General features: G+C 35.1%; 12 protein-coding genes. All 12 read left to right on the forward strand.

Going from position 1 to position 12,725, the window contains the following annotated elements; translation table 11 throughout:
• The first annotated feature begins 7 nt into the window (after window positions 1-7).
• A complete protein-coding gene (locus tag RU96_RS00220; protein ID WP_071863542.1) occupies window positions 8-1,279 on the forward strand; it encodes a gluconate:proton symporter in 1,272 nt (423 codons plus the stop codon).
• Between the two features lie 24 nt (window positions 1,280-1,303).
• Window positions 1,304-2,263, forward strand: coding sequence for a sugar kinase (locus RU96_RS00225; RefSeq protein WP_071863543.1), 960 nt, complete (start codon window positions 1,304-1,306; stop codon window positions 2,261-2,263).
• Window positions 2,264-2,899 carry an orotidine 5'-phosphate decarboxylase / HUMPS family protein gene (locus RU96_RS00230; protein WP_071863544.1) on the forward strand — a complete coding sequence of 212 codons (636 nt, stop codon included), beginning with the start codon at window positions 2,264-2,266 and terminating at the stop codon, window positions 2,897-2,899.
• Window positions 2,886-3,428 (forward strand): 6-phospho-3-hexuloisomerase, encoded by a 543-nt coding sequence (gene hxlB / locus RU96_RS00235; protein WP_071863545.1) that lies wholly within the window; start codon window positions 2,886-2,888, stop codon window positions 3,426-3,428. The genes RU96_RS00230 and hxlB overlap by 14 nt, the downstream gene beginning before the upstream one ends.
• Window positions 3,429-3,437: 9 nt before the next feature.
• Window positions 3,438-4,076: a bifunctional 2-keto-4-hydroxyglutarate aldolase/2-keto-3-deoxy-6-phosphogluconate aldolase gene (locus RU96_RS00240; protein ID WP_071863546.1), complete on the forward strand. Its 639-nt coding sequence runs from the start codon at window positions 3,438-3,440 to the stop codon at window positions 4,074-4,076.
• 259 nt (window positions 4,077-4,335) lie between these two features.
• Complete coding sequence (locus RU96_RS00245) at window positions 4,336-4,812, forward strand: glutathione peroxidase (protein WP_071863547.1); 477 nt, start codon at window positions 4,336-4,338, stop codon at window positions 4,810-4,812.
• A 539-nt stretch (window positions 4,813-5,351) separates the two neighbouring features.
• On the forward strand, window positions 5,352-6,701 hold the full coding sequence (locus RU96_RS00250; RefSeq protein ID WP_071863548.1) for a CHAP domain-containing protein: 1,350 nt from the start codon (window positions 5,352-5,354) through the stop codon (window positions 6,699-6,701).
• Window positions 6,702-6,860: 159 nt separating this feature from the next.
• Window positions 6,861-8,228, forward strand: coding sequence for a gluconokinase (locus RU96_RS00255; protein ID WP_071863549.1), 1,368 nt, complete (start codon window positions 6,861-6,863; stop codon window positions 8,226-8,228).
• Between the two features lie 289 nt (window positions 8,229-8,517).
• Window positions 8,518-9,951 (forward strand): 6-phospho-beta-glucosidase, encoded by a 1,434-nt coding sequence (locus RU96_RS00260; protein WP_071863550.1) that lies wholly within the window; start codon window positions 8,518-8,520, stop codon window positions 9,949-9,951.
• 23 nt (window positions 9,952-9,974) lie between these two features.
• The gene (locus RU96_RS00265) at window positions 9,975-10,289 is read left to right on the forward strand and encodes a PTS cellobiose transporter subunit IIB (RefSeq protein WP_071863551.1); all 315 of its coding nucleotides are present in this window, start codon (window positions 9,975-9,977) and stop codon (window positions 10,287-10,289) included.
• A 16-nt stretch (window positions 10,290-10,305) separates the two neighbouring features.
• Complete coding sequence (locus RU96_RS00270) at window positions 10,306-12,288, forward strand: BglG family transcription antiterminator (RefSeq protein WP_071863552.1); 1,983 nt, start codon at window positions 10,306-10,308, stop codon at window positions 12,286-12,288.
• 48 nt (window positions 12,289-12,336) lie between these two features.
• Window positions 12,337-12,666, forward strand: coding sequence for a PTS cellobiose transporter subunit IIA (locus tag RU96_RS00275; RefSeq protein WP_071863776.1), 330 nt, complete (start codon window positions 12,337-12,339; stop codon window positions 12,664-12,666).
• Window positions 12,667-12,725 lie beyond the last annotated feature (59 nt).

Raw genomic sequence — 12,725 nt, forward strand, 5'->3', positions numbered from 1 at the left:
CTAAAACATGGGTGGCGCAATAACTGGAATTTTACTTGCATTAACCTTTATCATATTTGTCATCTACGCCATGAAAGGTGGCAACTTAACTGTCGGTTTCTTCGTGATGGCAGTGTTGTGGACGATGATAGGCTTGGTACCTTTTAACCAAGCGATTAAAGAAATTTTTACTGAACCAGTTTTGAATTATGGTAAAACAGCGGCGTACATTATTTTTGGTTCCTGGTTTGGTCGTGTGTTAGTTGATACTGGAATCGCCGGAAGTATCAGTCGAAAAACGGAAAAAGTGGGCAAAAAAAGCCCAGTACTGGCAACTATTTTAATTGCTTTTGTAATCGCTTTAATCTTCACGAGTTCTTATGGCGTTGGTTCTGCGATTGCTGTTGGTGTCATTTTATTTCCAATTATGTTTTCGATTGGGGTGCCTCGTAATATTGCGGTATCTGTTTTTACAATCGCAATTGGTGCAGCTATGTATGTTAATAATGTCTTATTCGTTCAATTTCAAGTTTTCTTCCCTAAAGTTGCGTGGGGACCACACTATCAACGCTTTGGGTTTGTGGCGATGGGAATTCAGATGATTATTTTAGTCTTATTCATCTTGTTTAATGCTAAAAAAATTCGGAATGGAAAACCAGAAATTGTTGAAAGTCAGACCGAAGAAGAAATCGTTGAAGTTCCAATTTGGACTTACATTTTACCCGTATTACCAGTAGCATTAAGTATTTTTGCAAAATGGGATGCAGTCCCTGCTTTACTTCTTTCAACAATTATTGCCTTTGCAGCGACTGGCAATATGAAGAAATATACCAAATTTGTCATGATGATGAATGAAACAGCTAAACATGCGATTAGTGATATCGCAGGATTATTAATTATGTTGTTTGTTTTAACTATGTTCCAATCAGCGGCTGTTCATGCGATGTCTGGTTTTACGACCGTCTTTCAACAAATCATTCCCGATAACAAATTAGCGTTAATTATTATCGTCGCTATTATCGCACCACTTTCTTACTTCCGTGGACCGTTGATGCTTTATGGGGCAGGTGCCGCTACAGCTGCGATTTTAGTGGGAACTGGAATGTTTGATCAATACTTTTTATATGGCTTACTCGTTGTGCCATCTATGATGGGTGTGTCTGCATGTATTACACAATCATGGAATTTATGGTCGGTCCAATACGCCGGACTTGATACAAAAACATTTTTATTAACGGGTCTACCATGGGCGTGGGCCGCAACAGTTTTAAATTTAATTGCAGCATATATTTTACTTTAAAATAAAAGAAAAGAGGAATTTAACATGAGTGAATTTTTAACAATCGGTGAACCAATTGCATTGTTTGGATCAGAAGAAGTAGATAAATCTTTAAAAGATGCACTTCATTTTCAAAAATTTTTGGCTGGTGCTGAGGTTAACGTAGCCGTGGGTGTTTCACGTTTAGGTCATAGTAGCGAATATATTACCCAAGTGGGAAAAGACCCATTTGGTGAATTTATTATTGACCGGCTACACGAAAATAAAATTGGTACAGACTATATCTCAGAAACAGCAGATTTTTGGACAGCTTTTCAATTAAAAGATAGAGTAAGCGATGGTGATCCAAGTATTTTTTATTTCCGGAAAGGATCGGCTGCTGCTCATTTTGAAAAAGAAGTTTTAGATAAGATTGATTTTTCGGAAGTGAAAATGGCGCATCTATCTGGTATCTTTCCAGCAATCTCCCCAGCTGCACAAAGCGCGTTTCGTTACTTGATTGAATTACTGGAAAAACATCAAATACGGACGACTTTTGATCCTAATTTACGACCACAATTATGGGCAAGCACAAAAGAGATGGTAGAAACGATTAACGATTTAGCTTCTCACGCAGAAATTGTTTTACCTGGAATTAATGAAGGCGAAATTTTGATGGGTAGTCGTGATCCAGAAGCTATTGCTGACTTTTATTTAAATAATGGTACTGCAACCAAAACAGTTATCGTAAAATTAGGAACAGAAGGTGCTTTTGTGAAATTAAAAGATGGCATAAGTTATACAGTTCCTGGCTTTAAGGTAGAAAAAGTTGTTGATACAGTTGGTGCCGGAGATGGTTTTGCCGTTGGTTTGATTACGGCATTAATTGAAGGAAAAGAATTAAAAGAAGCTGTTATTCGAGCCAATGCGATTGGTGCGATGGCTGTTCAATCTCCTGGGGATAATGACGGCTACCCAACACCTGAACAATTAGCGGAATTTTTACAAAATCAGAAGGTGAAATAGATGAAGTTACAAACGGCAATTGATCGGATTTCCTTGTCAGAAGCTGAAGCATTAGCAAAACAGTTAGAGGGTAAAACGGACATTTTGGAAATGGGCACCTCACTAGTTAAAGATTATGGTAATGTTGCCATTCAAAGATTGAAAGAAAAACTAAATCAAACGACATTGTTAGTTGATAGTAAAACAATTGATGAAGGCGCTTATGAATTTAATCAAGCCTTTTCACATGGCGGGGATATTGTGACTGTGATGGGGGCGGCCTCTTATGATACGTTAGCAGCTTGTTATGAAGTCGCACAAAAAGAAAACAAAACGATGATGATTGATTTATTAGAAGTAACAGACGAAAAAATTGCCATGATAAAAGATTTCCCAACAGCAATTTATGCGTTACATCATTCAATTGATCGTAAAGATAAATTAGATGCAGTTGCAAGTGTAGCGGCATTTCATGAAAAATTCCCGACAATTAAACGTTTAGCAATTGCTGGTGGAATTGATTTGATGCAGGCGAAAAAATTAGCTGAACAAGGAATTTTGGAAATTATTATCGTCGGCTCAAAGATTACCAAAGCACAAGATCCAGTAAAGGCAGTAAAAGAATTTATGGAGGCAGTTCATTATGAAAACAATTGAAACAATTATGACCGAGATTAATCAAGTAATGGCGTTAGTTGATGAATCACAACTTGATCAAGCTTTGCCATTATTTAAAAAAGACAAACGAATTTTTGTTATTGGAGCTGGAAGAAGCGGCTTTCAAGCAAAAGGTTTTGCAATGCGATTGATGCATATTGGTTATACAGACTTTGTCATGGGCGAAACCATTACGCCATCGATTCAAAAAGGAGATACTTGGGTCGCTATTTCTGGATCAGGTACGACAAAAGGAATTGTAGCAGACACCACAGCGGCCAAAAAATTAGGCTTAGATATTGTAGTTTTAACGAGTGATCCCAACTCTCCACTAGCCCAATTAGCTGATAAAGTTATTGTTGTTCCTGGTGCGACAAAAACAGGAGCGGGTATTCAATCAGTGCAATTGTTATCAAGTCTTTTTGACCAAACTGTTCATATTACTTTAGATGCGTTGACTTTAAAATTAGCTGCTCGTGATCAAACTTCTAATGAAGATGCACTACATGAACATGTGAACGTCGAGTAGGATAATGCTATGAAAAAAGGGGAAGTTTTATCGCGACTTGAAAAAGCAGGGGTTGTTGCAGTAGTTCGTGAACAAACAGAGTTGCAGGCTTTAAAAGCAGCACAAGCAGTAGTAGCAGGTGGTATTTTGGGGCTTGAAATAACTTTTTCTGTCCCTGATGCAGCTTCTGTAATTACACAATTAAAAAAAATGTATCCTCTATCAAGTGGTGTAGTAATTGGAGCAGGTACGGTATTAGATGCTACCACAGCTCGACTTGCTATTATAGCTGGTGCAGAATTCATTGTTAGTCCAAGTTTCAATTTAGAAACGGCACAAATTTGTAACTTATATCAAGTTCCTTATCTACCAGGGTGTATGACTATCACTGAAATGCAACAGGCATTAATGAGTGGTGCTGAAATTGTGAAGTTGTTTCCAGCTAATAATTTTGAGCCAGAGTTAATTAAAAGTGTGAAAGCACCTTTGCCGCAAATTAATATTATGCCGACTGGTGGCATTAATTTGGATAATTTATTAAACTGGAAAAAAGCAGGTGCACTTTTGGTTGGGGTTGGGGGCAATCTCTTTCAAGGTGTGGCAGAAAATAATTATGTAAAAGTAACAAAGACAGCGACTGCTTACAGTGAAAAATGGCAGCAAGCTTAAGTAGTGAAAGATAAAATAGACTTGGTCTAGCGTTGGTTAAATGATTTAGCTACTACGTTATGTTTTAAGACCAGTCTATTTTTGTTGTCTTAGAAATAAGATGCAACTAAGAAGATAATTACTAAACTGATTTTTTCTATACATTTGAAAAGGAAAATTTTACCGGATCAGAATCGTTCTGCTAAACAAAAAATTATTCAAAGAAAGAAAGGTAACGTATACTGATTGAAATACCTTATTTGTAAAGGGGCAATGGCAGATGAAAACAATATATGATTACACTGTAAAAGATGTTAGTGGTAATCCCGTTTCGTTAGAGGACTACAAGGGAAAAGTATTATTGATTGTTAATACTGCAACAGGTTGTGGCTTTACTCCTCAGTATGAAGGTTTGGAAAATTTATACCAAAAATATCAAGGAGAGGGTCTAGAAATACTAGATTTTCCCTGCAATCAATTTGGAAACCAAGCTCCTGGTAGTAATGAAGAAATTCAACAATTTTGTCAGTTACGCTATCACACAACTTTTAAAACATTTGGAAAAATTAAGGTAAATGGTGAAGAGGCTGCGCCACTATACCAATTTCTAAAAAGTCAGCAAAAAGGGTTAGGAAAAGCCATTAAGTGGAATTTTACCAAGTTTGTGGTGGATCGTAATGGGAATGTTGTGAAACGATTTGCTTCAGCAACACCACCAGAAAAAATAGTAGATACCCTGATCCCGCTACTCCAATAGTAATGTTCTTCTTTTGAGAAACTTAGATAAGGTATAAAAAAGGAAACATATAAAAAGACGTCCCAAAATTGAATTACGATTTTGGAACGTCTTTTATCTATAGTCTGGGCCAGCTAGCTGGCTTTTTTATTTGTAGAGGAGATTAGCTGTTTTCATAAGATAGTAGATATGATGAATTTTTCCAGCTAAAGTGTAAAAAAAGGATAAAGTAAAGTTGAAGAAATATTATTAGCAAATAATATTATTTTTCTACTTTCAAATGACAAAAACGTTAGTTAATTGCATAAAAAAGACACTTTTTTTGCTTAAAAAGAACAAAAAAAAGAATAAATTTTAGCGGATATCTAGCTAGAATCATTGATTTAATCACTTTTTTTATAACTGTAAAAAAAACAGGATGTTTTGAAACAATTTTGTAACATAGTTATTATTTGTTTGACACATCACTATGTTAAACTGCTCTTAGCGTTAAAAGAAATTTAAGTTTTTAACCTGTAATTATTATTTATTAAATAAGACGCCATTCGGAGGAATTTTACGTGAAGAAGAGTTTGTTATCAGCATTATTAGTTTGCTCACTAACACTTGCTGCCGTACCAAGTAATGTAGCCTTTGCAGATACTATTGATGAAAAAATTGAAGCACAAGATCAAAAAATTAACAGCTTAAAAGGACAACAAGCTGATGTAGCGAACCAAATTAGTCCATTAGAAGCTGAAATTGCTGCAGTCGCTGAAAAAGTAAGTGACTTAGAAGCAAAACAAGATAAATTAAACAACGACACAATGAAACTACAAGATAAAATTGCCAAATTAAAAGTGCGTATTGCTAAACGTGAAGAAGCAATTAAAAAGCAAGCCCGTGACGTACAAGTCAATGGTCAAAGCACGAACTTTATCGATGCTGTAGTGGAATCTGATTCATTATCAGACGCTATTGGTCGTGTTCAAGCGATGACAACAATTGTTAAAGCAAACAATGACTTAGTCGCACAGCAAAAACGTGATAAACAAGCCGTTGAAACAAAAGTTAAAGAAAACGAAGAAAAAGTCAATGCTTTAGCTGCAACGCAAAAAGAATTGGAAACACAAAAAAATGATATTGCAAACAAACAAGCTGAATTAAATGTTTTAAAAGCAAACCTTGCAGCAGAAGAAGCAACTGCTAAGAGTGATAAAGACAAATTAAATAAACAAAAAGCAGAAGCAGAAGCTGAAGCTGCACGTATTCGCAAAGAACAAGAAGCTGCCCAAAAAGCAGCCGCTGAAGAAGCAGCTCGTCAAGAAAAATTAGCTGCTCAAGCGCAACAAGAATCAAATACTACACCTGTAAGTAATTCAACTGGTTCAACTTCAAATTCTACTGAAACAAGTAAACCAGTTCAAGAAAACCAAACAGGCAATACAGAAAGTAATTCAGGTAACTCAAGCAATTCTAATAACTCAAATAATTCAAGCAACAATAACTCAAATAATAACAATAACAATGACAATGGTAGTAGCTGGGGCGGTGGCTCTGGTAGCGGTATTGATCATTCAGGTTCAGGTAACATGTATGCACAAGGTCAATGTACTTGGTATGTAAAACAAGTTGCTCCTTGGGTAGGAACTTATTGGGGTAATGGTGCACAATGGGGTGCTTCAGCAGCAGCTGATGGTTATCGCGTTGATGGTACACCGGCTGCTGGTGCAGTTGTAGTATTTGCTGGTGGACAAAGTGTAGGTAGTTGGAATGCAGATCCAGTTTATGGACACGTAGCTTACGTAGAATCATACAACGCTGCTAACAACACAATCACAATTTCACAAGGTGGTATGGGCTTCTCATCTCCAACTGGTCCAAACATTGAAACGATAAGCGCTTCTGGTTTAACTTATATTCACCGTTAATTTTTGAATAGTAAGACGTCGATCATAGTATCGACGTCTTTTTTTGGCTTTGATTGAATGTAATATAATTGAATTGAAGTATCATAGTTTTAGTGAAAAGCAGTCTTATGCTAGAATAAGAAGAATGTTTTAAGCGAGTTAAAATAGAGGTGGATAAATTTGACTGTATTTTTAGGAATTGATATTGGAACTACAGCGATTAAACTAGGAGTAATAAAAGAACAACAACTATTATTTGAAACTAGCTTGGTACTGACAACATATGAAGATGGAGAGGCAAGATATCAGCATGCTTCAGAGATTATTGAAGCGTTAGAAAAGGGGATACTTTTAATCCCTAAAAATATACGAGCAGAAATTTCCATAATTAGTTTTAGTACGGCAATGCATAGTCTGATGCCAGCTAATAGTCAAAAGATTTTTTTATGGTCAGACTTACAGGCAGGAAAAACAATTACTGAATTTTCTAAAACGAAATTGGCAAAACATTTTTATCAGTTAACGGGTACACCTATTCATGCCATGTCTCCTTTTGCAAAATTGCTTTATTTTAAAGAAGTTAATAAGTATCAAAAAGTAACGCGATGGTTAGGCTTAAAAGAATTGGTTTTAGAATATTTTACGGGGAAATTTATAATTGATCGTTCCTGTGCTTCAGCAACGGGCTACTATGATTTGCGAAATCAAAAATGGAGTGGAGAAATTTTATCGTATCTAGCGATTGATACGAACCAATTAGCTGAGATAGTTGATACTACGGCATCTTTTCAGATGACTTCAGAAAAAATTCGCTACTTTGGTTTTGCATCAACTGTAAGAGTTGTAGCAGGTGCTAGCGATGGGGCACTAGCAGCGTATGCTAGTTTTTATCGTACAAAAAGGACAGCAAGTTTAACAATTGGAACGAGTGCTGCAGTACGACAAATCTCTAATAGTATAAAATTAGAACCTACTAAGCAAAATTTTTGTTATTATTTGAATAAAGATTATTTTGTCATTGGGGCTCCTTCAAACAATGGTGCGTCATTATTAGAGTGGTCAGCTGAGCAATTAGCAAAAGACACTTTGGCATTTTATCAACAATTACCAGATGTACTTGAAAAAACTATTGTAGGTTCGCATGGTTTACGGTTTTTACCTTATTTGAATGGTGAAAGAGCACCACTTTGGGATGAGAACGCTAAAGGGGGATTTTATGATTTAGCACTACATCATACTAGAGAAGACTTATTGCGCAGTGTGATTGAGGGTATGCTTTTAAATATCAAACGACTTGTTCAATTGGTAGCTCCTGACCAAATCTTATCAGTGAGTGGTGGCTTCTTTCAAACGCCGGCACTTGCGCAGTTAGCAAGTACAATTTTTGGAGCAGAATGTATTTATGCATCAGAGAATGAACCAATTTTTGGTTTATACTATTTATACTTTCAACCGAAAATAAAAAAAGAAATAACCGGTACTCACTTTATACCGAATAAAAAAGAACAAGCGGCTTATGAAAGACTTGCTGAAGATTATTTTAGATAAATGAAAAACAATCATTGCTATTGAAGCTTAGCTTTTATAGCAATGATTTTTAATTTATAAAAATTTGTATGCAATGAAAAAAGATAAGTGGCCTAACTTTTATTATAAACAGTTAATATTTAGCCTTTAAATTCAACAACGAAAAATTACTGAATATAATATTCTGAGATTTTGTTTATAAGAAGAAAATGGAATTTTTTTCCGGATTGCTAAGGAAATAATTCGTTTGTTTAGAAAGCGTTTACAAAATATACTATGTATGTAATTAAAAACGTAAGGAGGAGAATAAATGACCACTAGTTTTCCAAATGATTTTTTGTGGGGAGGAGCAGTAGCTGCACATCAGCTTGAAGGGGCCTGGCAAGAAGGTGGAAAAGGCGTGAGTGTCGCTGATGTTATGACAGTAGGCTCGCCAACTCATTATCGCGCTATCACAAAGGGTGTTTTAGCTGATGAATATTATCCCAACCATGAAGGAATCGACTTTTATCATCGTTATCCAGAAGATATTAAGTTATTTGCAGAAATGGGTTTTAAGTGTTTTCGGACCTCAATTGCTTGGACGCGTATTTTTCCAAATGGAGATGAAACTGAGCCAAATGAAGCGGGCTTACAATTTTATGATGATTTGTTTGATGAATGCTTAAAATATAATATTGAACCAGTGGTAACACTTTCTCATTTTGAGCTTCCTTATCATTTAGTGACGGAGTACGGTGGATTTCGTAATCGCAAATTAATTGATTTTTTCTTACGATTTGCTGAAGTTTGCTTTAAACGATATAAAAATAAAGTGAAGTATTGGATGACTTTTAACGAAATAAATAATCAAGCAAACTATCATGAAGATTTTGCACCTTTTAGTAACTCAGGTGTTTTTTATCAAGAAGGAGAAGATCGTGAAGCAATCATGTATCAAGCTGCTCACTATGAACTTGTCGCAAGTGCAAAAGCCGTAAAAATTGGGAAAATGATTAATCCTGATTTTCAAATTGGTTGTATGATTGCTTTTTCTCCATTATATCCGTTAAATGACAAACCTGAAAATGCCTTAATGTCTTTAAAAGCAATGGAGAAACGTTATTATTTTTGTGATGTTCATGTCCATGGCTTTTATCCAAATCATATTTTGAAATACTGGCAACGTAAGGGAATAGATATTGATTTTACGCCAGAAGATGAAGTTGCTTTAAAAGAAGGCACGGTCGATTATATTGGGTTTAGTTATTATATGTCTCACGCAATAAAATATCGGGAGGAAAATCATTATTACGATTATGATGAAACAAAAGATTTAGTTCGAAATGAGTTTGTTAAAGCTTCTGATTGGGGCTGGCAAATTGATCCGGTGGGGTTAAGATATGCGTTAAATTGGTTTACAGATATGTACCACCTACCTCTTTTTATTGTTGAAAATGGTTTTGGTGCTTATGATAAAAAAGAAGAGGACGGCAGTGTACACGATGAGTATCGAATTGACTATTTAAAGGCACATATTAAGCAAATGAAATTAGCTGTCATAGAAGATGGTGTAGATTTATTGGGATACACGCCTTGGGGATGCATTGATTTGGTTTCTGCTGGCACAGGTGAAATGGAAAAACGTTATGGTTTCATATACGTAGATAAAGATAATAGAGGAAATGGTACTTTGGCTAGAAGCCGTAAAGATTCTTTTTATTGGTATCAAGATGTTATTAAAACCAATGGTAGCAACGTATAAATAAATTTCAGGAGGGAATTATGATGAAAAAAGCTTTAATTATTTGTGCAGCGGGGATGTCTTCTTCAATGATGGCCGCAAAAACAACCGAGTATTTTAAAAATAAAGGAGAAGATATTGTAGTCGATGCAGTTTCAGCTACAGAGGGAGATAATATGATTAAAACGAGTGATTTTGATTTATTTCTTATTTCTCCTCAGACGACAATGTTTTTAGATAAATTCAAGAAGTTAGGTTCTGAAGTTGGCAAACCAGTTGTGAGCATACCTTTTCAAGCATATGTGCCAATTCCAACGGGGATTCAAAAATTGAGCGAAGTTATCGAAGAAAATATATAGAAAAAGAGGGAAGATAATGAGACCAAAAGAAAGAGAATTACTCATCCAATTGATTCGTCATCAAGATGAGTTTGTTACTAGCCAGAGCTTGGCCGCTTGGTTGTCGTTGTCTGACCGCACGATTCGCACATATATTAATAACTTAAAAGAAATCGTTCAAGAAAATGGCGGGAAAATTACTTCAAAACAAGGATATGGGTATTGTATAAGTATTTTAAATAAGCTGAATTTTGATATTTTCTTATCAAAACAAGAAATTACCTTAAGCAATGAAGAAAAACTACCATTGTTTTCTGATATTACCGATCGCGAAAATTATATTTTAAATAAATTGTTACTGGAAGAAACAATGATAAATCTGGATGATTTAGCAGAAGAATTGTTTATTAGTCGTTCATCGTTAAGCAAGGATATTCAAGCAATTAAAGAAAAGTTGAAGCCTTATGGGTTACAACTGATTGCAAAACACGGTGTGGGTCTATTTGTTAATGGGGATGAGCGGAGTAAACGGCATTTTATTTTAGATACTTTTTTTGGCAAAAATTACACAAATTCACTGAAAAAGTATTTAGGCAATAGTCCGCTTTTTCAAGATATTAGTTTTGAAGAAGTGACAATTATTATTTTAGATGAAATCAGAGAAGCCAAATTAAAAATCTCGGATATTATTATTCAAAATTTGGTTTTACATCTGGCCTTAAGTATCAAACGTCTAAAAGAAGGCTTTGAAATTAAAGAACTTGGGATAACGGCAGATATTTCGCAAAAAGTAGAGTATGAAGTGGCACAAAAAATAGTTAAACGAATTGAGACTTTTGCTAACATCTCTTTTCCGTCAGAAGAAGTTTCTTATCTTGCTTTACATTTAATGGCAAAATCAAATCATCCTGTTGGAGAAGAAAATCAAGAATTAACTGGAGAATTGACACATGCGCTTTCTTTATTAAGCAGTAGTTTAGGTTATTCTTTAAGTGACGATTATCAGTTAAAGACGGGTCTACTTGATCATTTAAAACCATTACTAGTTCGTCTGGAACGCAAGATTTCATTAGATAATCCATTGACTGATGAGATAAAAAACAATTATCCCCAAGCATTTGAAGTGACTAAGAAATATTTAGGTCAGATGCCTATTTTAAAAGATTATCAAATCACTGATGATGAATGGGCATATTTAACTTTACATGTCCTAGCGGCAATGGAAAAAGCCAAAGACAAGAGGAAAGTTCATGCTTTAATCATTTGTGCGACAGGTTATGGCAGTGCCCAATTGTTAAAAAATAGAGTAGTAAACGAGTTTGATAAGTATATTACCGTGACCAATGTTCAAGGCTATTATGAAATTAATGAAACGAGCCTCAATGATGCGGATTTAATCATTTCATCAATTGATCTTTCTGCGATGGTTTTTCCCATTCCAGTTATCCATGTCAGTGTTTTTTTAAATGATGAAGATGTAACAAAAATTCGTAAAACGATTCAGCAAATGACTACCAAACTCCGACAGCGGACTACTCTGCCATTAGTTGATGAAAAAGAACAATATAAACAAAACATGTTACTAGAACAGATGGGAGAAAAGTATTTTAAACTTTATAAAGTGAAGCCGACTAAAGAACAGGTTTTAGTGGAACTGGCAGAATTATTAAGTGTTAATGAAGCTAAAAATTATCCGAAAGAATTATTAGAACAAATTAATCACCGCCAGCAGATGGGACAAATTATTTTTAGCGATAGTATTGTTGTGCCACATCCAGCTCTACCAGTGGGAATTTCAACTAAAATTGCGATTGCGCTAATTCCTAACGGCATGCAGTGGGATCAAGCAGAAAACATTCGCTTTGTCTTTTTAATTTCACCTTCTTATATTGAAAATAAAGGGATTACTGTAATTACTAAGGCGATTGTGAAATTAGTAGATTGCCAACAGTTTCAAGAGCAGATGCTGGCAGAACCAACTTTTGAGAATTTCAGTAAATTATTCTTACAATTGATGTAAAAAGAGAGGAGGAAGAATATGACAGGAGAAAATAAAAATGAAGATGTGATGAATAGTGAAGAAATTCAAGTTGCGGCTTTTGAGATTATTTTGAACAGTGGCAATGCCCGTACCACAATTCATAATGCTTTTGCCGCGATGCGAAAAAACGACTTTGAAAAGGCAGACGAACTTTTAGAAACTGCGAATAGTGAAATTTTAAACGCCCATAAATCGCAAACTGAACTATTGAAAGACTATGCCAATGGCAAAAAAATTGAAATGGAAATTATCATGGTTCACGCCCAAGACCACTTGATGACAACGATGACGTTGTTAGAAGTGGCTCAAGAAATGAAATATTTGTATGAAGAAAATGCAAAACACAATCATAAATAGTGTTTTGCTTAAAGTAATGAATGATAATAAATCAATAATTCGTTTAAAAGAAGTTATAG

Source organism: Enterococcus canintestini (assembly GCF_001885735.1).
GTDB lineage: Bacteria > Bacillota > Bacilli > Lactobacillales > Enterococcaceae > Enterococcus_C > Enterococcus_C canintestini.

Excerpts from the sequence above, each read along its gene's own strand:
- RU96_RS00225 (WP_071863543.1), top strand. The coding sequence starts at position 1,304 with ATGAGTGAATTTTTAACAATCGGTGAACCAATTGCATTGTTTGGATCA.
- RU96_RS00230 (WP_071863544.1), top strand. The coding sequence starts at position 2,264 with ATGAAGTTACAAACGGCAATTGATCGGATTTCCTTGTCAGAAGCTGAA.
- RU96_RS00265 (WP_071863551.1), top strand. The coding sequence starts at position 9,975 with ATGAAAAAAGCTTTAATTATTTGTGCAGCGGGGATGTCTTCTTCAATG.
- hxlB (WP_071863545.1), top strand. The coding sequence starts at position 2,886 with ATGAAAACAATTGAAACAATTATGACCGAGATTAATCAAGTAATGGCG.
- RU96_RS00275 (WP_071863776.1), top strand. The coding sequence starts at position 12,337 with ATGAATAGTGAAGAAATTCAAGTTGCGGCTTTTGAGATTATTTTGAAC.
- RU96_RS00220 (WP_071863542.1), top strand. The coding sequence starts at position 8 with ATGGGTGGCGCAATAACTGGAATTTTACTTGCATTAACCTTTATCATA.
- RU96_RS00260 (WP_071863550.1), top strand. The coding sequence starts at position 8,518 with ATGACCACTAGTTTTCCAAATGATTTTTTGTGGGGAGGAGCAGTAGCT.
- RU96_RS00245 (WP_071863547.1), top strand. The coding sequence starts at position 4,336 with ATGAAAACAATATATGATTACACTGTAAAAGATGTTAGTGGTAATCCC.
- RU96_RS00270 (WP_071863552.1), top strand. The coding sequence starts at position 10,306 with ATGAGACCAAAAGAAAGAGAATTACTCATCCAATTGATTCGTCATCAA.
- RU96_RS00240 (WP_071863546.1), top strand. The coding sequence starts at position 3,438 with ATGAAAAAAGGGGAAGTTTTATCGCGACTTGAAAAAGCAGGGGTTGTT.